18 protein-coding genes are annotated in these 20,967 nt (G+C 65.3%); 14 read left to right on the top strand and 4 right to left on the bottom strand.

Annotation, left to right across the window (positions count from 1 at the left end):
• Window positions 1-162: 162 nt before the first annotated feature.
• Window positions 163-2,568, top strand: coding sequence for an alpha-amylase family glycosyl hydrolase (locus AKJ09_RS19150; protein ID WP_146648643.1), 2,406 nt, complete (start codon window positions 163-165; stop codon window positions 2,566-2,568).
• An 88-nt stretch (window positions 2,569-2,656) separates the two neighbouring features.
• Here the strand turns inward: AKJ09_RS19150 and AKJ09_RS19145 are convergent, their stop codons facing one another.
• Window positions 2,657-3,295 carry a universal stress protein gene (locus AKJ09_RS19145; RefSeq protein WP_146648642.1) on the bottom strand — a complete coding sequence of 213 codons (639 nt, stop codon included), beginning with the start codon at window positions 3,293-3,295 and terminating at the stop codon, window positions 2,657-2,659.
• A 31-nt stretch (window positions 3,296-3,326) separates the two neighbouring features.
• Entirely contained in the window at window positions 3,327-3,737 is a 411-nt protein-coding gene (locus AKJ09_RS19140; protein WP_240488522.1) for a CBS domain-containing protein, read from the bottom strand.
• A 153-nt stretch (window positions 3,738-3,890) separates the two neighbouring features.
• On the opposite strand from AKJ09_RS19140, the gene AKJ09_RS19135 reads away from it, so the two are divergent.
• A complete protein-coding gene (locus AKJ09_RS19135) occupies window positions 3,891-4,613 on the top strand; it encodes an SDR family NAD(P)-dependent oxidoreductase (RefSeq protein WP_146648641.1) in 723 nt (240 codons plus the stop codon).
• Between the two features lie 8 nt (window positions 4,614-4,621).
• On the opposite strand, the gene AKJ09_RS19130 is transcribed toward AKJ09_RS19135, so the two are convergent.
• A complete protein-coding gene (locus AKJ09_RS19130) occupies window positions 4,622-7,288 on the bottom strand; it encodes a glucosidase family protein (RefSeq protein WP_146648640.1) in 2,667 nt (888 codons plus the stop codon).
• A 125-nt stretch (window positions 7,289-7,413) separates the two neighbouring features.
• Between AKJ09_RS19130 and AKJ09_RS19125 the strand changes: the two genes are divergently transcribed.
• From AKJ09_RS19125 to AKJ09_RS19070, 12 genes are all read left to right on the top strand, one after another.
• A complete protein-coding gene (locus tag AKJ09_RS19125; protein ID WP_146648639.1) occupies window positions 7,414-7,986 on the top strand; it encodes a DUF4920 domain-containing protein in 573 nt (190 codons plus the stop codon).
• 172 nt (window positions 7,987-8,158) lie between these two features.
• Window positions 8,159-8,887 carry a cytochrome c3 family protein gene (locus tag AKJ09_RS19120; RefSeq protein ID WP_275936633.1) on the top strand — a complete coding sequence of 243 codons (729 nt, stop codon included), beginning with the start codon at window positions 8,159-8,161 and terminating at the stop codon, window positions 8,885-8,887.
• A complete protein-coding gene (locus tag AKJ09_RS19115) occupies window positions 8,884-11,784 on the top strand; it encodes a 4Fe-4S dicluster domain-containing protein (protein ID WP_146648638.1) in 2,901 nt (966 codons plus the stop codon). Before AKJ09_RS19120 ends, AKJ09_RS19115 begins: the two co-directional genes overlap by 4 nt.
• Entirely contained in the window at window positions 11,781-13,166 is a 1,386-nt protein-coding gene (gene nrfD, locus AKJ09_RS19110) for an NrfD/PsrC family molybdoenzyme membrane anchor subunit (protein ID WP_146648637.1), read from the top strand. The genes AKJ09_RS19115 and nrfD overlap by 4 nt, the downstream gene beginning before the upstream one ends.
• A 1-nt stretch (window position 13,167) precedes the next feature.
• Window positions 13,168-13,722, top strand: coding sequence for a DUF3341 domain-containing protein (locus tag AKJ09_RS19105; protein ID WP_240488954.1), 555 nt, complete (start codon window positions 13,168-13,170; stop codon window positions 13,720-13,722).
• Entirely contained in the window at window positions 13,719-14,276 is a 558-nt protein-coding gene (locus AKJ09_RS19100) for a c-type cytochrome (protein WP_146648635.1), read from the top strand. Before AKJ09_RS19105 ends, AKJ09_RS19100 begins: the two co-directional genes overlap by 4 nt.
• The gene (locus tag AKJ09_RS19095; RefSeq protein ID WP_146648634.1) at window positions 14,273-15,439 is read left to right on the top strand and encodes a hypothetical protein; all 1,167 of its coding nucleotides are present in this window, start codon (window positions 14,273-14,275) and stop codon (window positions 15,437-15,439) included. The genes AKJ09_RS19100 and AKJ09_RS19095 overlap by 4 nt, the downstream gene beginning before the upstream one ends.
• Window positions 15,436-15,789, top strand: a complete 354-nt coding sequence (locus AKJ09_RS19090) for a hypothetical protein (protein ID WP_146648633.1) — start codon at window positions 15,436-15,438, stop codon at window positions 15,787-15,789. Before AKJ09_RS19095 ends, AKJ09_RS19090 begins: the two co-directional genes overlap by 4 nt.
• Window positions 15,789-16,856 carry a cytochrome c oxidase subunit II gene (coxB, locus tag AKJ09_RS19085; RefSeq protein ID WP_146648632.1) on the top strand — a complete coding sequence of 356 codons (1,068 nt, stop codon included), beginning with the start codon at window positions 15,789-15,791 and terminating at the stop codon, window positions 16,854-16,856. The genes AKJ09_RS19090 and coxB overlap by 1 nt, the downstream gene beginning before the upstream one ends.
• Complete coding sequence (locus AKJ09_RS19080) at window positions 16,853-18,484, top strand: cytochrome c oxidase subunit I (RefSeq protein ID WP_146648631.1); 1,632 nt, start codon at window positions 16,853-16,855, stop codon at window positions 18,482-18,484. Before coxB ends, AKJ09_RS19080 begins: the two co-directional genes overlap by 4 nt.
• Window positions 18,481-19,116: a cytochrome c oxidase subunit 3 gene (locus tag AKJ09_RS19075; protein WP_240488521.1), complete on the top strand. Its 636-nt coding sequence runs from the start codon at window positions 18,481-18,483 to the stop codon at window positions 19,114-19,116. Before AKJ09_RS19080 ends, AKJ09_RS19075 begins: the two co-directional genes overlap by 4 nt.
• Window positions 19,113-19,442 carry a cytochrome C oxidase subunit IV family protein gene (locus AKJ09_RS19070; RefSeq protein ID WP_146648629.1) on the top strand — a complete coding sequence of 110 codons (330 nt, stop codon included), beginning with the start codon at window positions 19,113-19,115 and terminating at the stop codon, window positions 19,440-19,442. Before AKJ09_RS19075 ends, AKJ09_RS19070 begins: the two co-directional genes overlap by 4 nt.
• Here the strand turns inward: AKJ09_RS19070 and AKJ09_RS19065 are convergent.
• Window positions 19,428-20,960, bottom strand: coding sequence for a phospholipase D-like domain-containing protein (locus AKJ09_RS19065; protein WP_146648628.1), 1,533 nt, complete (start codon window positions 20,958-20,960; stop codon window positions 19,428-19,430). The two genes, AKJ09_RS19070 and AKJ09_RS19065, sit on opposite strands and share 15 nt — an antisense overlap.
• Between the last annotated feature and the right edge of the window lie 7 nt (window positions 20,961-20,967).

Below are 20,967 nucleotides of genomic sequence, written 5' to 3'. Positions count from 1 at the left end.
GCCAAAAGTAACTCATCGATGCGTTACCAATTCGTCTCACGAGCTCGGAGCCTTTGCTGCCCGCTCGCGCGCGTTCGTCTCACTCGCGCCTGCGTGGTCCGGGCCACCTTGCTCGTCACTCTAGCGTGAGGTACGCCTCCGTCCCTTCGCGAGGTCTCGCCCATGTCACGAGCTGCCGTCTCTTCGCTTCCCGTCCTGGCCGTGAGCCTCGTGACCTGCGCGACGTTCGTGATGTTCGCCGCGAGCACCATTGCCGCCTGCTCGTCGGATGGGCCGAGCGGACCCAACGGTGACACCTACGGCGCCAACACGCCCGGCTCTCCGCATGCCGAAGGTGGCCTGGGCGATGACGCGTCAACGCCTCTTCCGCCGAGCACGGACATCACGTTCCCGGAGGGCACCACGTTCGGCAGGCGCGATTGTACGCTCACGCTGACCTTCGACGGCTCCGCGAGCGACGTGAAGCTCGCCGGCGAGTTCACCTCCTGGCAGAACGGCGCGCTGCCGCTGAACAAGACAGGCAGCGGATACTCCATCACGCTCACGCCAGGCCCGGCACTCAGCGCCGGGCAGCTCTATGCCTACAAGCTCATCGTCGATGGGCAGTGGAAGCTCGATCCCGCCGGGCGATATCGAAAGATCGTCGACGGGCAGATGAACTCGGCGCTGAAGCTCCCCTCGTGCGCAGCCGGCCCCGAGCTCGTCTCGGCAAAGGTCTCCGCCGACGCTTCGGGCAAGGCCAGCGTCCTCATCACGGTGAAGGCGGCCGACGACGGCGAAGCCCCGAATCACGTGACGGCAAGCCTCGATCACTCCGCCATCACCGATGGAACGTTCACCGCCTCTGCGTCGGGCACGATCGCCTTCGCGTTCACGGGCCTCTCCAAGGGCAAGCACACGCTGAGCCTCCACGCGACGGACGGCAAGAATCGCGAGGCCGACCCGATCGACCTGCCCTTCTGGATCGAAGACGAACCCTTCGATTACCAGGATGGCATTCTCTACATGTTCATGATCGATCGCTTCGCCAACGGCGACAAAGCGAACGATGCGCCGGTGGGTACCGGCGTCGAATACGATGCCAACTGGCACGGCGGCGACCTGCAAGGCGCGCGTAAGGTCCTCGAGAGCGGCTATTTCGAGAAGCTCGGTGTCCGCACGATCTGGCTCTCCCCCACCAACGCTCAAACGAGCAAATCGCAGGTTGGCGACGGCAACCAGGTCTTCAGCGCCTATCACGGGTACTGGCCGATCAAGGCGCGCGAGGTCGAACCCCGCTTCGGCGGAGGCACCGAGCTTCACGCGTTCGTCGACGAAGCCCACAAACGCGGCATTCGCGTTCTTCTCGACCTCATCAACAACCAGGTCCACGAAGATCACGAATACGTCGGAGCCCACGGCGATTGGTTCCGCCGCATCTGCAAATGCGGTGACGACGGATGCGGCTGGAGCCAGCGCCCGTTCGATTGCATGTTCCAGCCCTATTTGCCGGACATCGATTGGACGAAGATGGACGCGGAAGACCAGTTCATTGCCGACGCGGTGAATTGGATTGCCGAATACGATCTCGACGGATTCCGCGTCGACGCCGTCAAACACGTCGAGGCCAACAGCGTCTACGACATGCGCGCGGAGCTCGCGCGCCGCTTCGAACAGGGCGGCGCGCGCATCTTCATGGTCGGCGAAATCGCCGTGGGTGAGCCCGACAACGGCACGTTCTTCGGCGAGACCTTCACCGACGGCTTCGACTGGATCAACGCCTACACCGGCCCGACCGCGCTCGACGGCCAGTTCGACTTCCCCACCCGCCACAACATGGCCGATGGCCTCGTCGACGGCACGCGGCCACTCAATGAAGTCGAGCAGCAAATCCAGAAGTCGCTGACGCGCTACAAGGCGGGCAATCGCAACGTCCGCTTCTTGAACGGACACGACAATCCGCGCATCGCGAGCATTGCCGCGCGCGACGGCAAGCTCGGATGCGCCTGGGCGAGCGGCTGCCGCGGCGATCAGCTTCCGCCCGCCGTCTACGACGATCCCGAGGTGTACAAGCGGCTCGCGCGCGCGCTCACGGTTCTCTATTCCATGCCGGGCGTTCCGTATCTCTACACGGGCGACGAGATCGGCATGCCGGGAGGCAACGATCCCGACATGCGACGCGACATGCGCTTCGCCGAGACCGAGCTCGCGGATCTGCAGATGGCCCGGCCCGGTGGGAGCGTCGCCCCGCTCACCAATGCGCAGACTGCGCTCCGAGACTGGACCCGCAAGCTCGGCGCCACACGGCTCGCATCGCGCGCACTTCGTCGCGGCAATCGGGTCACGCTGCTCGGCACCGATGCCGACTTCTGGGTCTATGCCTACCAGTCGGGCCCGAAAGAGATCGCCGTCGTCGCCGTCAATCGCGGCGGAAGCGTGAATCGTACGGTCTCGACCGCCCTTCTCACGCTCACTGGCGTGACGTCGTGGTCCTCTGCGCTCGGCATCGGCAGCGCCACGATGAACGGCCAAGGCGACCTCGCGATCACGCTCGGAGCAGGCGAAGCGGCGATCTTCCTGGCGCAGTAGTCTCCGTCGCGCACCAGAAGCACGTCCCGGCCGAACAACTTGCTTGTTCAGTCCGGCCGGGTCTACCTCGCGTAGGGCGGCTCGACGCTCATTTGTCGGGACGGATGAGCATGGAGCCGAGCCCGAACGACGGCGGGAACTCGTAGTGCAGCCGGCCGTGCGCGTGCTCGGTCGTGTGACGATGCGCGGCACACCACAGAGCGGTGCCGTTGCTCGCTCGTTGAACCTCTTCGCACGCCGGGCACGGCGGTTCGATCTCCGGAACGACGTTCGCGTAGTCCTTCGGACGCGCCACGAGAACGGCGCACGACGCCTTGCGAACGATCTGCTCGCTCACGGAGCCGAGCACGAAGCGTTCGAGCTTTCCCTTGCGCGATCCTCCGACCACCACGACGTCCGCCACGAGTGACGAGGCGAGCTGGAGGATCTCACGCTGGGGACCTCCGACGGCGAGATGACCGACGATGCGCCCGTCGAAGTACTTCCGCGCTTCGGCAACGTTACGGTCGAGCATCGACCGCGCTCCTTCGACGAGGTCGGTGCGGGCGAGCGAAGCCTCGGTCTCGAGGGATGCAGGGGCGAAGATCACGTGTGCCAAGTGAACCTCGGCGCCCGCGAGCGTGCGCGCCAACATCGATGCGGTTCGCACGACGTCGTTGGCATTCTCCGTCTCGTCGACGGCAGCGAGGATGACGACACGCGATGAAGCAGTTTGCTGATTGGTCATGACTACGTCTCCTTCCTTCGTCGTGATGACGTCACTTGGCCAAGCGGGAGTGGAGCAGCTCCGCGAGCGCCCGGCACACGTCGACGGTCGTCAAAATCCCGACCACCTTTCCGTTCTGCATGACGACGACCGACCCGTACTTGTGCTCGGCCATCGTCGACACGACTTCGTCGAGCGGAGCGTCGGGTCCAACGCTGTGAACGACGGCGGACATCGCGTCTTCCACCACCGTCTTCGTCGGGTCGACGTCCTTGAGGGTCTCGACGAGGTGGAGATCGCGGTCCGTGAGGATGCCCACGAGCCGTCCACCGTGCAGAACCGGAAGATGCCGAATCGCGTGCTCGCGCATCATCGAGTGAGCCTTGGCGAGCGTCTGTTCGACACCGATCGAGAGCGGACTCGTCGTCATGTACTTCTGCACCGGCGGAATGGGTTTGCTCATGCCAGTAGCTCAGCAAGCTGCGTTCCATTCGGATCGCGCAGAACTTCGCGAGATCGTCCTCCGACTCGCGCACGGCCTGCGCCGCCGTGCAGAACGTGCAGAATGTGCACGCCGGCCGGAGCAACCGGTGCGGCGCCGTAGCATCAGACGAGAGTGCCGAAGACGATTCTGGTGTGCGGGTACGGGCCTGGCATCTCGAATGCCGTCGCACGGCGGTTCGGTGCCGAGGGCTTCGCAGTGGCGCTGGTCGGTCGCAACCGAGAGAAGCTCGAGACGGCGGCGCGGTCCTTCGAAGAGAAAGGGCTGGCGGCGAGAGGCTTCCCGGCCGACCTTGCCGATCCGAGTGCCATGCCTGCGCTCGTGGCTCGCGTAAGGGACGAGCTCGGGTCCGTAGCGGTGGTCCACTGGAACGCTCCGGCAAGCGGCGCAGGAGACGTGATGCTCGCCGATCCCTTCGAGTTGCGAACCGCGCTCGACGTGAGCGTCACCAGTCTCGTCGCCACCGTGCAAGCCGCCCTGCCCGATCTGAAGACACAAGGCGACGGAGCTGTGCTCGTCACGAACGGCGCGGTTGGACTGCACGATCCGAAGCTCGACGCGATGGCGGTCGACGAGGCGTTCATGGGCGCGGCGATCGCCAAGACGGCCCAGCACAAGGTGGTCACCCTGCTCGCCCGCAAGCTTCGACAAGACGGCGTGTACGTCGGCGAGGTGGTCGTGGCTGGCATCGTCAAAGGCACGGCGTACGACACCGGGAACGCCGGTTTCCTCACCGCCGACGAGGTCGCGGGGAACTTCTGGCGACTCTATCGCGATCGCCCCGAAGCCTTCGTCTCGCTGCTCGGCGTCGGCCTGGCGGGTCGAGGTCGACCTTAGACCCGACCTCAAGGCACGAGGGCGAGGACCTTGAGCTCGGCGACATTCACTCGGAAGAACTGTCCAGCCGAACCGCCCGTGCCGCCGGTGTACGTATCGAAATGCGAGAACGCCGACATGTTCACCGCGCGGTCGTCGTGCGAGAGGCGGATACGGTAGCTCTTGCCGGCAACGAGATCGGCACGAACGAACGACGAGTCACCCCAGGATGCCCAATCGCCGCGCTGGGGCATGATCATATATCCCTCGCCGACGACACCGCCGCCGGGCAGCTCCTCGATGGTGACGTGTTTGACCGCGCACGTGATGCCCGTGTTGATGGCCCCCGAACCATTGCCGTAGGTGGCCTGCACGAGGTGCGCGCCGCTGCGGGTGGCCGTGAAAGTGGCTGCGAGTTGATGGCCGGGATCGCCCCATGCTTCGTAGAAGGTCCGGCCGTAGGCTGTCGTCTTGTTGCCGCCGCTGACGGTGAAGTCGTTCACACCGAGGGTCGAGATGCGCGGCGTGCCGGTTCCCCAGAAACAGGCGGCAGGTGAGTGCTGCGAGGAGGTGCCGCTCGAGATGAAGCGCGTGTCGATCGCGTAGCAGTGGCCAGGGGTCGACTCACCGTTCGAGTCGGGATCCTGGAACGACGTCGTTCCGCCGGACAGATCCTTCGCGATGCGAACGCCGTCTCGGTAGACGTCGATCGAAACGCCGGTCTCGCCCGCCACGTCGATACCGAGCGTGACCTTGCTGCCGGTCACCGAGAGCCCCGTGATCGACGGCGTCTTGGGGCCGAAGAGCACGCGATAGTCGGACACGTCGGCAATCGTCTTCACCGATTGTGCGGCGCTCGACGGTGCCCCGAGCTCGACCTCGACGAGGTTGCGCGACGCAAGCGACGCCTCGTCGATCTCGCCCTGGACGGCAACGCCGTTCAACGAGACCTTCGTGATCGAATACGCCCCCGCGCTCCCCGAGTCGGTCGGGAGACGCACGACGACGGAGACCCGCTTTCCTCGGAACGGCAGGTTGTTCAGCGCAATGGAGGTCGCATTCGGAAAGAGCGACGAGCGCAGGCCATGCGTGACGAAGGGGGCGACGCGCAGCCCCTTGTCCGTCGCTTCGACGCCGAAGAGTGCACCATGCACAGTTCCAATGAACCCGCCCACGCTCCACAGCTGGCGCTGCGAGTTCACCTGCGGCCCCGAGTTCGGGCCGTCGTCGACCCAGGGCTGTCCGGTGACGACCTCGAGGTTCTCCATGTTGGAGAGATTGAGCGCCGCGCCGCGGAGGAGCGATGCCACGCCGTTCTCGAAGGCCGCACCGTTACCGACCTTGCGCGCGGCCTTGATCCAATAAGCCGTGACGAACGGCCAAATCGCGCGATTGTGGTAGATGGGCGTGTTCTGCTGCTGCGGGAAGATGACGGGCGGGCCCTTGGGCAACGTCGGATAATTGGCAATCGCGGCACGCGCCTCGTCACTCGGTAAGACGTTCTCGAGGACCGCGAGCGAAGTTCCGAGAAGATCGAAGCGGCGTGCTGGAGCCGTATCCAGGGTCGTCGGCAAGAAGGTCGAGAGCTGTCGTTCGTCTTCGAGCCAGAACTTCGAGGCGATGGCCGTGCGCAGTGCATCGGCTCGGCTCTGGAGCTCCGCGGCGCTCGCCGTGTCGCCCACCTCGGTCGCGAGCGCGACCCCCGTTTCGAGGATGATCAGGTGTGTCACGTTCGTGGAGAGCGACTTGCTCTCTGCAATCGTGACGGTGTTCGGATTGCTCCACCCCGGATACGTCTGCTCGCGCCAATCGAGAAACGACTGTTCACCTCGATACAAGCCGTCGGACGGATCGAAGACGACCGCCCTATCGTGCGTAATCGTATTCTTGATTGCCGACCAGGCGCGGTCACGGAATGCGGTTCGCGCGTCCCCGGAGAGGTGACGAAGCACCTCGCGCGCACCGAGCGCCCACACGACGCGATCGCTCGAGACCGGATAGCTGCCGCCGGTACCTGTATCCTGCACAATCTGCAGGTTGGTCCCGTCGCGACGCGGCGACAGCTTGAAGTCGAGCGAGCTCGCGGCGCGCGGTGCGTCCACCCACGCAAGCCCGAGGTTCATGGCGTATGACGTGTCGCGCGTCCACACGTACGTCCACTTGCGGCCGGTCTCGAAGCAACCGTCGGGGCTGCATGCGAGCGGCGCACCGCTGCGGAAGGCACCGTCTTGAATCGAAGCGACGGAGTTCTCTTTCGCCTCGTCGAGTGCGAGCTGGTAGAGCGCGTCGAAGAGATCGCTGCCGGTATGCACCGAGGGTCGGTCGGCCGTCTCGGCGACCGTGCGCGGGCTCGTCGGAACGTCGTCGCGACGGACAGCCGAGCTCGTGATCTCGAACGAGCGCAGGCATCCATCGCCGGTCACCTTCACGCTCGCGTGATCCGTGCCGTCGACGACGTCACGTGTACCGGCCGGCTCGCCGTCGAAGGTCGCCACGATGCACGCCGGCGTGGATGCCCCATCGAAGCCGCCGCCCCCATCGCCCGTCGCGCTCTGCTCGTCACCGAGCGTGCCACCACCGTCGACCGCGGAGGGGGCGGAGGGGGACTGCGCGCCGTCATCGGACGAGCTACACGCCGTCACGATCGCGACCGCTCCCCCGAGACTCGTCAAAGCCAGGAGAATCGAAGGGCGCATCGAGCCTCCCCTAGCATGAGGTTCAGGACCCGCCATGAGAAAGTCACTCATCCATGAGTGACGAGGCGGCCCTGAGACGGCGCCTTCGATTCGTCGCCGGCCCGCGCCAGTGGTAGATCGAGCCCATGCGTCTTTCGCTGGTCGCCGCCCTCGCGTTCGCCACCCTCGCTTCGGCCTGCAAGCAGAACGCGCCGCCGCCCTCCGAGTCGACGCCCCCGACCGCCGCGCCCTCCAGCGCTGCCGCCGCCAAGCCTGCGTCCAGCGCCGACGGCGTTGTGCGCCTGGGCACGACCATCGAATCGTCCGCCCAGAAGGTTGCTCTCGCCGACGTCGCGAAGGATCCGCAGGCCTTCACCGGAAAGACGTTCGCGACCACCGGCACCGTCACGGCGGTCTGTCAGCACATGGGCTGCTGGATGGAGATCAAAGACGACGCGAGCGAGGCCCACATCAAGATGGCGGGCCACGCGTTCTTCGTTCCGAAGACCGCCTCCGGGCGCAAGGCCCGCATCCTCGCCACACTCGAGAAGGCCGGCGCGGGCAGCGCATGCGCCGACGAGGAGGAGCCGAAGGCCGGCGCTGCCCCCGCGCCTGCGGACAAGAAGGGTAAGTCCGGTTGCCGCGCCGAAGCGGAGGCCCAGATGGGTCACCCGCTCGCGAAACTGGAGCTCGTCGCGCAGGGCGTCGAGCTGCTCTGAGCAGACGCCCGACGTGACGAGAAGAGCGGCGTGATGCCACCACGCCGCGAGCATCGCGGGCGTCACGTCCTCGCCACAAGCGCGAGCACAGGTACCGTTTCGCCACACGCGCGTTCGCGCGAAACGACGTTCGAAAGCGCGCTGCTACGCGGTCCGCTTCGTCGTCGCCACGGTGGCGCGCTCGGTGCATCGCGACACGGGCGTTCGCGAGCCGGGCTGCCGACGGAACGTGCGGGCGCGTGGGCGGCTCGACGTGAACCTGTTCCCCGAATCGGCTAATTCGATTTACTGGGCCGCGATCGCGTTGCTCGGCACGGGCGCCATTGCCTTGCCGGCAGGCATGATCGCGTGGGCTCGAACCCCGTATGCGACGGGTGAGCAGGAAGCCGTCGCTCAACCCATCAAGTTCGATCATCGTCATCACGTTCGCGACGACGGCGTCGACTGCCTCTATTGCCATGGGGGCGCGACCAAGACGCCGAACGCAGGGATTCCGGCCACCTCGGTCTGCATGGGGTGCCACACGCAGATCTGGATCTCGAGTCCCGAGCTCGCGAAGGTGCGGGACAGTTGGTTCGAAGACCGACCGATCCGTTGGGAACGCGTCAACACGTTGCCCGACTTCGTCTTCTTCAACCACTCGATCCACGTGAACAAGGGCGTGGGCTGCGTGAGCTGCCATGGGCGCGTCGATCAGATGGGCCAGGTCTACGCCGTGGCTCCTCTCACGATGCGGTGGTGTCTCGATTGCCACCGCCATCCGGAAGAGCACCTCCGGCCGCTCGACAGAATCACGGACATGGAGTGGACGCCGAACGAGCCGCAGGAGGTCCTCGGCCTTAGGCTCCGCGCAGAGCTAGGGGTGCGGTCCATCGTCGACTGCACGGGGTGCCATCGATGAGCCACGACACCGGCCACCGCGCTTCCGCACTCGCGCGCATGCTCGACGAGACCCGCGATCCCATCGCGCGGCGTGACTTCCTCGTCCGAATGAGCGCGGCGCTCGGCCTCGCGGGTGTCACGGGTTGCACGCGCGCACCTCGCGAACAGATCGTTCCCTACGTCGTCCAACCTCCGGAGGTCACCCCCGGCAAGCCGACCTCGTATGCGAGCGCGACGGTCCTCGACGGTTACGCGACGGGCGTTCTCGTCGAGAGTCACGAGGGCAGGCCCACGAAGGTCGAAGGCAACCCGGAGCACCCGGCGAGCCTTGGGGCATCGAGCGCGTTCGACCAGGCCTCCGTGCTGTCGCTCTACGATCCCTCACGCGCGCAGGCCGTAAAACAAGGCGGGAGCACATCGACCTGGCAAGACGTCGCGACCGCGATCGCGAGTGGACCGTGGACGGCCATGGGCGGCAAAGGCCTTCACCTCGTGATGGCGCCGACCTCTTCGCCGACCGCGGCGATTCTCTTGAAAGAGATCCGCGAGCGATATCCGAACGCGGCGATCAGCTTCCATGCGCCCGCCTCCCGTCGCAACGCCTGGCAAGGCGCGCGCCTCGCCTACGGCAAGGTCGTCGAGCCGCGATTCGACCTGCGCGCGGCTGACGTCATCGTCGCTCTCGACGCCGATTTTCTCGGGCACGGCCCGGCGCAGCTCCGGCTCTCGCGACAGTTCGCCGATCGGCGACGACTCGCTCGCCACGAAGACGGCATGAATCGCCTCTATGCCGTCGACTCGCTCTTGAGCGTGACGGGCGCCTCCGCGGATCACCGACTCCGTGTCGGGCGCAGCGAAGTCATGGCGTTCGCGGCCATGCTGTTCGCGGCGATCGCTTCGGGCAAGGTCCCGCAGGAGGCCGCGGAGATCGCGGCGCCGCATCGTCGTTGGGTCGAGGCGGTCATTCGCGATCTGCTCGCCCATCGTCGACGCTCGCTCGTCATCGCCGGCGACACGCAGCCCGCGGTCGTGCACGCGATGGCCCACGCCATCAATACGGCGCTCGGAAACGTCGGCACGACAGTGACGTTCGGCCCCTCCCCCATCATCGAGGCCGGCGAGCCGAGTCATGGGCATCTCGCAGACGCCCTGGAAAACAGCGCCGCCGACACCGTGATCGTGCTCGGCGCGAACGCGGTCTACGCATCGCCTGCCGAGCGCCCGATTGCTCCCATCCTCGCTCGCGCGCGAAATAGCGCCTACGTCGGACTCTACGACGACGAGACGGCCAGGGTCTGCCTCACGACCATCGCCGAAGCGCATCCGCTCGAGAGCTGGGGCGACGCGCGAGCGTTCGACGGAACGGTGTCGATCATCCAACCCCTCGTCGATCCGCTCTTCGGCGGTCGCAGCGTGCTCGACGTCCTCGCCGTACTCGCTGGACGTAAACAGACGAACGCTTACGACCTCGTACGGGAACGATTCAAGAACGACCCGGCTCGCTTTCGAAGGGCGCTGCGACGAGGTTTCGAAGAGGGAAGCGCATTCGACGTCGTCACCGATCTCTCGTCTCCCGATCTCGCGACGATCGGCACCGTGCTCGCGTCGTCGTTCGTGCGGGCCGAGCGCCACCGTCCCACGCCCGAAGTCGAGCACGGCTTCGACCTGGTGCTGACGACCGATCCTCACACGTACGACGGTCGCTTCGCCAACGACGCCTGGCTCCTCGAGCTTCCTTCTCCGATCGGAAAGCTCACGTGGACGAACGCTGCCACGCTCTCGGTGGAGGCGGCGGCCGCACTCGATCTGGCGAGCGGCGACGAAGTGGAGATTCGCGCCGGTGAGCGCTCCGTTCGCGTGCCGGCGCTCGTTGTGCCTGGCCAAGCCACGGGGACCGTCGGCTTGTCGCTCGGCTGGGGACGCACCGCGGGCGCCGAGCTCTCCGCGGGTCTTGGCGCCAATGCCTACGAACTACGCCCGGCCGACGAGGCCTGGCACGTTCCCGACGTCACCGTTCGCAAGACGGGCGAACGGCACGTTTTGCCAATCACGCAGATCCACCAAGGGCTCGAAGGGCGTGACGAATCCATCGCTCGTCATGCCACGCTCAGCGCGTGGACATCGCGTGAGCCCAAATCGAAAGAGTCGAAGCCGAAGAGACCTCTTTCGATCTTCAACCCACCGACCATGCCGGCCAAACGGCAATGGGGCATGGCCGTCGACCTGGCCGTCTGCACGGGTTGCAGCGCCTGCGTGGTCGCTTGTCAGGCCGAGAACAACGTTCCGACCGTGGGCGCCGACGGCGTTCGACTCGGGCGCGCCATGCACTGGCTGCGCATCGATGCCTATGCCGTGGGCAGCCACGATTTCCCGCGCATGGTGACGGAGCCGATGCTCTGTCAGCATTGCGAAAAAGCGCCGTGCGAATACGTGTGCCCCGTCAATGCGACGGTCCACAGCGAAGACGGACTGAACCAGATGGTCTACAACCGCTGCGTCGGCACGCGGTTCTGTTCGAACAACTGCCCGTACAAGGTACGGCGCTTCAACTGGTTCGACTTCCATCGCACCGAGACTCCGAAAGAGCAGCTCGTCCACAATCCCGACGTCACCGTGCGCGAACGCGGCGTGATGGAGAAGTGCACGTTCTGCGTGCAACGCATTCGCGAATACGAAATCAGCGAGCGCGTCGAACCGAATGCTCCGAGGAAGCCACTCCAGACAGCCTGTCAGCAGGCCTGTCCGACGGGCGCGATCGTCTTCGGCGACGTGGCCGATCGAGAATCCGAAGTCGCCAAACTCCATAGGAACGAGCGCGCTTTCGCCGTGCTCGACGAGCTCGGCACCGTGCCGCGTGTTCGTTATCTGGCGAAGATCATCAACGACAACCCCGAGCTCGAAGAGGGCAAGCGATGACGGCCACGCCTCTCGCCACCACACGTGACGAAGAGCTCCCCGTATTCGAGGAGCGGAAAGCGCTCGCGCCGCTCACCGATCAGCTTCTCGCGACCGTGCTCGAGCCGCCGCGTTTGATGCGGCACGCGCTGATCATCACCGGTCTCGTCTCCTTCTTTCTTCTCGGCGGCGCCATCGCCTACACGGTCACGACGGGTATCGGCGTCTGGGGCAACAACATTCCCGTCGGCTGGGCCTTCGACATCACGAACTTCGTCTGGTGGATCGGAATCGGCCACGCGGGCACGTTCATCTCCGCCTTCTTGCTGCTCCTCGAGCAGAAATGGCGCGCCTCGATCAACCGCTTCGCCGAGGCGATGACGCTCTTCGCCGTCATGCAGGCCGGGCTCTTTCCGCTGCTGCACCTCGGACGGCCCTGGTTCTTCTATTGGCTCGCGCCGTATCCGAGCACCATGACCGTCTGGCCGCAGTTCCGCAGCGCTCTCACGTGGGACGTCGTCGCGGTAAGCACGTACTTCACCGTCTCGCTGCTCTTCTGGTACCTCGGGCTCATTCCCGATCTGGCCACCCTGCGCGACCGCGCACCGGAGCTCTGGCGGCGCCGCGTCTACGCAGTCTTCGCGCTCGGCTGGTCCGGCTCGGCGCGCAACTGGAATCGCTGGCGCATCGGATATGGTTTGCTCGCCGGTCTCGCCACGCCGCTCGTCGTATCGGTGCACAGCATCGTCAGCAGCGACTTCGCGATTTCGATGCTGCCCGGCTGGCACTCGACGATCTTCCCCCCGTACTTCGTCGCCGGCGCCATCTACTCCGGCTTCGCGATGGTCGTGACGCTCATGATCCCCGCGCGGCGCATCTATCGGCTCGAGCGCGTCATCACGTCGAGGCACCTCGACGCGATCGGCAAGATGCTCCTGACCACGGGCTGGATGGTCTTCTACAGCTACATCGTCGAGACGTTCATCGCCTGGTATTCGGGCGACCGTTACGACCAGTACACGTTCCTCGTTGCGCGCCCAGTCGGCACGTACGCGGCCGTCTACTGGACGGTCATCGCGTGCAACTGCCTCGCACCACAGTTTCTTTGGATCAAGAGGCTGCGCCTCAGTCCACTGGGGCTGTGGCTCCTCTCGCTCGCCATCCAGCTCGGCATGTGGGCCGAGCGTCTCATGCTCATCATCACCTCGGAGAGCAGGGACTTCCTGCCATCCTCGTGGCACGACTATTGGCCCACCGTCGTCGAGGCCGCGCTTCTGTTCGGCACGATGGCGTTCTTCCTCTTCCTGTTCCTCTTGCTCCTCCGCTTCGTTCCGTTCATTCCGATCTCCGAAATCAAATCACTGCAACACGAGCTCGACACGGAGGAGCGCGCCCGTGGCTGACATGCTCGTCGCCGAGTTCGAGTCTCCCGATGCACTTGTCGCAGGAGCCGAGCACCTTCGCTCGCTGGGCTTCGTGGGGCTCGACGCCTACACGCCGTTTCCCGTTCCGGAGCTCGACGACATCCTCGGAGTGAGGCGCTCGCGTGTGCCCAAGGCGGTGTTCCTCGGGGGCGCCGCCGGCGCCACGCTGGCCTACTCCATCCTCTCGTGGACGAACGCCGTCGACTATCCACTCAACGTCGGCGGTCGACCATACAACTCGCTGCCTGCGCACGTGCCGATCGTGTTCGAGACTCTCGTGCTCTTCGCGTCGTTCGCGTCGTTCATCACGGTCCTCGTCAGCTCACGCATGCCACGCCTGCACGATCCGATCTTCGACATCGCCGGCTTCGAGCGTACGACGATCGATCGCTTCTGGCTCACCGTCGGTGACCCGCGACGCGCCGCAGGCTCGATCGACGACGAACAAGCCGACCGTGTTCGAAGCGCCCTCGTCCCCCTCGGCGCGCTGACCGTGCGAGCCATCTCGAGACGCACTCCTTCGGAGGCCCCATGAAGCCGCGATGGCTCGGCCTCGCCGTCTTCCTGCTCGTCGGTTGCGACAATCGTCAGGCGTTCCATACGCCCGATCCGACGCTCGCTCGCATGCTCGAGCAGCGCCGCGCAGACGCCTTTGGGGCGACGACGGCATTCGACAACGGAATGGTGATGCGTACTCCGCCGCACGGCACCGTCTCGACCGACGCCGAGGACAGCGAAGAGGCGCCCCCTCCCCCCATCACGCGAGCGCTTCTCGACCTCGGGCGCAAGCGATTCGAGACTACCTGCGCCACGTGCCACGGGATCGCTGGTGATGGGCGGAGCGCTATCGCCGCGAAGATGGAACTGCGGAAGCCTCCATCACTGTTCGCCCAGCGTCACACACGCGCGCGCCTCTACACGGTGGCAACCCACGGCTACGGTCTCATGCCTTCGTACAAGGAGTTTCTCGATCGCGAAGAGCGGTGGGCCGTCGCCTCGTACATCCTCGCGTTGAAGCTCAGTCAGAGTGCCAAGGCTTCGGATCTGCCGCCCGACGTACAGCGAACGCTCGCGGAGGAAACGCGATGAGCCGCGAAACGAAGAACGGCACCAAATCCTTCTTGCTCGCCCTCGTGCTCGCGGGCCTCGGCGTTGCCGGCTTCTCGCTCGGGTTGATCCGAGACACGCGGCACGCGCTCTTGGCTTGGACGAGCGCATACGCCTTCGGCCTGTGGACGGCCCTCGGAGCGATGGTGCTCGTGATGGTGCTCTACGTGACCGGCGCACGATGGTGGCTCCTCGTGGCACCGCTCCTGCGTGCGATGATCGGGACGATTCCCCTGTTCGCGCTGTTGTTCTTGCCGATCGCCATCGGCGCCGGGCGTCTCTACCCATGGGCAAACGAGCCGGAGGGGCTCTCGCCCGTGATGGCAGAGGCGCTCGAGCATCAGCGTTCGTGGAACCAGCCGACGTTCTTCTACGTGCGGTCGGCCATCTATCTCGTCGTATGGGTTGTGATGTCGATCGTCCTGCGACGCGCCGAGACCGACGAGTCACCGGAAGGGCAGGCGCGACTACGAGCCATAGGCGGCGCAAGCTTGCCGATCCTGGCGCTGACGATGACCTTCGCGTCGTTCGACTGGCTCATGGCGCTCGAGCCCGGGTGGAGCTCGACCATGTATGGGGTCTACGTCTTCGCGAGCGGCTTCCTCGGCGCACTCTCCCTTCTCGCGGTGCTCGCCTGGGCCGCCGATCGCCGCGGACACCTCGATGCCACGCTCGCGCCCGATCATACGCACGCCGTCGGGCGCCTCATGCTGATGGCCGTCATTCTCTGGGCATACGTCGGCTTCTTCCAATTCATGCTCATTTGGATTGCCGACTTGCCGCGCGAGGTCTCCTTCTTTACGAGTCGCGCACACGGCCCCTTCGGCGCGATCGATGCGCTCCTCCTCTTCGGACGCTTCGTCCTCCCGTTCCTCGCGCTCCTTTCGCGAAGTGCAAAACGCCACCCACTGTCGCTCGCCGTGCTCGCCGGATGGCTCGTCCTCATGACGGCGCTCGACTTCGCGTGGCTCGGAATCGGGGCGATCGATCCGCATCTGACCATCCTCGACCTCGCTCCGTTCCTCGTCGTCGGCGCGATCTCGTTCGCGTACGGGGCGCATCGTTTCGGTGCTGAACGACGGGTCATCCCCACTGCTTCCACGCAAGCCGAGCTTCGCGAGTCGCTCCGGTACCGGTCGCCATGAGCTTCGACGTCCACCAGGAGCCCGACCGCATCCCGCCACGACCGGTCCTTCTCGTCGCGCTGGGAAGCATGGTGGTGCTGCTCGGCTCGCTCTTCGTCGTCGAGGTGCTGCTGCGTGCCGACAGCCGCGGGCGCGACGTGGGCCCACCGTTTCCCGCCGTGGCCCCGCCGACGATCGGCAAGGTCGATCGCACGCTCTTGAGCGTCACCGAACGAGGCATCACCGAGCGCAATACGCAGCGCGAACAGCTCTCGCACTATCGCTGGGTCGACCGCGACGCGGGGATCGCGGGCATCCCCATCGAGCAGGCCATGGACATGCTCGTCCAGCACCCACCGGAGGACCGCTGATGGACATCGTCCGCTGGCTTCTTCGCCTGCCTCCCGGGGCGTCGACGGTCGCCGACGGCGTCGACGGCCTCCACCTTGTCGTCATCTCGCTGACGATGCTCGTGTCGTTCTACGTCTTCGGCGCCGCGGCGTGGTTCACCGTGCGCTACCGGCGGAAGAAGCCCGATCAGCCTGCCCTCGGCGCTGCGCCCGCACGCCATGAAGGCGTCTTCGCGGTCTTGATCGGGGGCACGTTCCTCTTCTTCTGGGTCATCGGCTTCCGGCAGTACGTCGCCATGGCCGATCCCCCGAGAGACGCGGACATCGTCTACGTCGAGGCCAAGCAGTGGATGTGGAAGTTCACTTATCCCGACGGGCGGTCGACGAACGATACGCTCACCGTGCCTGTCGGCCGCCCGATCAAGCTCGTGATGACGTCGCGCGACGTCATCCACAGCTTCTTCGTGCCTGCCTTCCGAACGAAGCGAGACGTGGTTCCCGGTCGAACCGTCGTGACGTGGTTCCAAGCCAAGGAGACCGGCTCCTTCCCGATCTGGTGTGCCGAGTACTGCGGCATCAGCCACTCGATGATGCGTGGCGAGGTCGTGGTGCTCTCCCAGGCCGATTACATGCGATGGCTGCGCTCCACGACTCCGAATCAAGACGGACATGCGGATTGCGGAAAAGGCCCCGGTTCGTGCGGTGACGACATCGACCTCGTTGCCCGCGGGAAGGAGGTCGCCGTGCGTCGAGCGTGCGTGGCCTGCCACACGCTCGACGGCCAGCGCCACATCGGTCCCACCTGGAGCCACCTCTTCGGCTCCGATCGCACGCTGACCGACGGTCGCCACGTGGTCGCCGACGAGGCCTATCTCACCAAGTCGATGATGGAGCCGCAAGCCGACGTCGTTGCCGGCTACACGCCCGTCATGCCCACTTACCAGGGCCTCCTCACGGCCGGCGAAACCGGTGCGCTCGTCGCGCTCATCGTCTCGCTGCGCGACGGCCCTCTCGCGCCCGAAGTCACCCTTCCAACCCTCGACGTCCACGCGCGAGACGCGGGCGCCGACGCCGCGAGCACGCCATGACGACGCAGCCCTTCGTGGAAAAACCGTGGACACGGCACCCGGACTACCTCGGCGCGGCAACGACGCTTCGATCGTGGCTTCTCACGACCGATCACAAGCGCATCGGTCTCCTCTACCTAGGTGCAGTCTGCACCTTCCTGGCGCTCGGTGGTTTCTTCGCCATGGGGATCCGCGTCGAGCACCTGACGCCGAACAAGACCGTGATGACCGCGATGACCTACAACCGGTTCTTCACGCTCCACGGCGTCGTCATGGTCTGGCTCTTCATGATTCCGTCGATTCCGAGCACGTTCGGCAATTTCCTATTGCCCATCATGGTCGGCGCCAAAGACGTGGCATTCCCGCGTCTGAACCTCCTGAGCTTCTACATCTACGTGGCCGGCGCCCTGCTCGTGCTCGTCTCGCTCTTCGTCTCGGGCATCGACACGGGCTGGACGTTCTACGCGCCGTACTCCTCGACGACGCCCACGGCCGTGCCGCTGGCTTTGCTCGGGGTGTTCATCATCGGGTTCTCGACGATCTTGACGGGCCTGAACTTCATCGTCACCACCCACTCGATGCGCGCGAAGGGCCTGCCCTGGATGAAGCTGCCGCTCTTCGTGTGGTCGATCTACGCGACGAGCATCATCCAAGTCCTCGCCACCCCCGTGCTCGCCATCGTGCTGCTCCTCGTCGTGTTCGACAACGCATTCGCGTGGGGAATGTTCGACCCGGCGCGCGGCGGCGATCCGGTGCTCTACCAGCACCTCTTCTGGTTCTACTCGCACCCGGCCGTCTACATCATGATTCTGCCGGCCATGGGGGTGGTGAGCGAGGTCGTCACGACGTTCGCGCGGAAAGCTCCCTATTCGTACAAGGCCATTGCCTATTCGTCGCTCGGCATCGCCTTCGTGGGGTTCCTCACCTGGGGCCACCACATGTTCGTTGCCGGCATCAGCACGTTCGACGCCGGCGCATTCGGCATTCTCTCGATGCTGGTGGCCATCTTCTCCGCCATCAAGGTCTTCAACTGGACCTGGACGCTCCGGCGCGGCTCGATTGCCACGAAGACTCCTTTGCTCTTCGTCTACGCCTTCCTGTTCCTCTTCGTCTTCGGCGGCATGACGGGTGTAGCGGTGGCGGCGATGAGCCTCGACGTGCATTGGCACGACACCTACTTCGTCGTTGCCCATTTCCATTTCATCATGGTCGGCGGAACGCTCACCGCGTTCATGGCCGCACTCCATTATTGGTTCCCGAAGATGAGCGGCCGCATGTATCCGGAGAGGCTCGGGATGATGTGCGCGGTGCTCGTCTTCGCGGGATTCTTCGTCACGTTCTTTCCCCAGTTCCTTCTCGGGAATTCGGGAATGCCGCGTCGCTACTTCCACTATCCCCCGGAGTTCCAGGTCCTCAACATCATCTCCACGGTCGGCTCGTGGATTCTCGCGGCGGGCCTCGTCGGCCCGGCCACCTACCTGCCATGGTCGCTCCGTTGGGGGCCGAGGGTCGACGGCGATCCATGGGGCTCGCGATGTTTCGAGTGGCGCACGGCCTCGCCTCCTCCGACGCACAACTTCGAGGAGTCGCCGGTATTCACCGTGGGCGCCTACGACTACGAAAAGGCCGCCCCGGAGCGTGCGCCGTGAAACCCGCCTTCGAGCACGAGGCCCACTTCGAGAGCGTCGAGCAGCAGGCGCATGCCTCCCGTCTCGGCATGTGGGTCTTTCTCGCGAGCGAAGTCCTGCTCTTCGCCGCTCTCTTCACAATCGTCTTCACGTATCGAGCCCACTCCCCCCACGCCTTCCGTGAGAGCGTTCTCCACAACACCAAGGTCCTCGGCTCGGTCAACACAGCCGTCCTTCTCACGAGCAGCACGCTCGTCGCCTTCGCGGTGCACGTGCTGCGCGAAGGCAAGACGAAGCTCGCCGGACGCCTGGTGCTCGCCACCATCGGACTCGGCTTCGTCTTCCTCGTCATCAAGTTCACCGAATACGGACTGCACTTCCACGAGGGCATCTATCCGCGCGGCGTGGGCGAGTACTTCGTCACCCACACGGCCCGCGGATATGTCGAGTTCTGGACGCTCTATTTCACGATGACGGGGCTCCACGCGATTCACGTCACGATTGGCATGGGCGTGCTGGCAGCGATGCGGATCGGCATGGGGCGCGGCACGGTCACCGAAGGCTCCTCTCATCGCCTCGAAACCGCAGCGCTCTACTGGCACCTCGTCGACCTCGTCTGGATTTTCCTCTGGCCGGTGTTCTACCTCGCATGACGCACGAATCCGGAACCCGCGCCATCTGGCGAACGGCCATTGCGCTCATGGTGCTCTGGGCGCTCAGCTTCGGGCTGTCCTACGTGCACCTCGGCGCGGCGTCGCTCCCCGTCGCGCTCGCCATCGCCGGGATGAAGGCCGGTCTGGTGGCCATGGTGTTCATGGAGCTGGTGCGGGCGCATCTCTCCGTGCACGTGACCCTCGCCGCAGCTTGCCTGCTGTCGCTCATCCTCGTCGGCCTCACCGTCGCCGACGTGCTCACGCGCGACAAGCCGCCTATCGAAGTTCCGGCGATTGCCAAGCCGTGGAGCTCAGAGAAGCGGTGAAAGCACGCGCGCGCCGGCCTCGCCCAAACGCCAGCCGAGAGAGATCTTCTTTCGCTTCGCCGCCGTGATCTCCACGGCGTCCTCCAGATCGCGAAAGAACATGTCGGCGAGCGCTTGTGCGTACTTCTCGCCGTACACCACGCCGGTCACTTCGAAGTTGAGCCGGAAGCTCCGATTGTCGAAGTTCGCGGTTCCCACCGCGGCGAAGTAGTCGTCCACCACGAGTGTCTTCGCGTGGATCATGGTGGGCTGGTATTCGTAAACCTTCACGCCGGCCCTGAGAATCGTGTCGTAGTACGAGCGCGCTGCGGCCGTCACCACGAGCGAGTCGCTCCTCCGCGGAACGAGCACACGCACGTCGACACCACGCAGCGCCGTGGCCGTCAGCGCGGTCAGCGAGGCCTCGTCGGGAATGAAGTACGGCGTGGTGACGAAGACGCGTTCGCGCGCCCCGGCGATGGCTGCGAAATAGAGCTTTTGAATCGATTCGATCTCGCGATCCGGACCGGACGAGACGATCTGCACGAAGTGGTCTCCCTTTCGCGTGGGCTCCGGGAAATAGACCTTTCCGTGCGTGGCATAACCGGTGGCGTAGAACCAATCGTCGGCGAAGACGAGCTGCAGCCAGCGCACCACGTCTCCTTCGAGGCGCATGTGCGTATCGCGCCACGGACCGAGATGACCACGCTTTCTCCGCTCTCGCTCGTTCGATCGATCGCGAATGGCCTGCGAGCCGAGCGCCACGCTGGGCTTCGCAGCCGAGTCACCTTCGGGCAGCTCGGGCAAGTACTCGTCGGCAATGTTGATGCCGCCGACGAATCCCACCGTGCCGTCGCAGACGACGATCTTGCGGTGATTGCGAAAGTCGATGCGGCTCCGAACACGCGAGAAGAGAACCCGATTGAAGCGCGCGAATTTGACGCCGGCCGCGAGCATGGGCGCGACGAATGCCTTGCCGATGGCGGAGGATCCGACGTCGTCGACGAGCAGGCGGACCATCACGCCGGCCTTCGCACGCTCGATGAGGGCGTCGCGTAGGCGCGTTCCGCTGCGGCGAGGGTCGAAGATGTAATAGGCCACGTGAACGTGATGGGTCGCTTTGCCAATCGCCTCGATGATCGCGTCGTAAGTACTCTCGGCGTCGGCGTAGATGCGAACGTCCCGGCAGTGCTCCGCGGGTGGCTCTCCAGCCGACACGGCCAACTTCACGAGCTGCGCCGCACGGCGATCCCAATCGTCGGGATGGCATGCGATCGCCTCGATCGTTCCCTGCGTCTCGCGCGCCCGTTTGAAGCGCAGCCTTTTCTTCTCCACACGCCTCGGACCGAGGAAGAAGAACAGCACGAATCCGACGTACGGCAGCGCGATGAGCCCGAGGATCCAGGCGAGCGTGGCGACCGGCGACCGCTTCTCGAGCAGGATCCACGTCCCCAGGCCGACGATGTAGACCAGCTCCAGAACGGTGAGGATCGTGACGAGCACGACCGCACAGTAGCCGAGACTGGCTAGCTGGCACATGGTGCTC

Source organism: Labilithrix luteola (assembly GCF_001263205.1).
In the GTDB taxonomy this organism is placed as follows: Bacteria; Myxococcota_A; Polyangia; order Polyangiales; family Polyangiaceae; genus Labilithrix; species Labilithrix luteola.
Note: the sequence above shows the minus strand (reverse complement) of the source record. Positions and strands in the feature narration are given on the sequence as shown.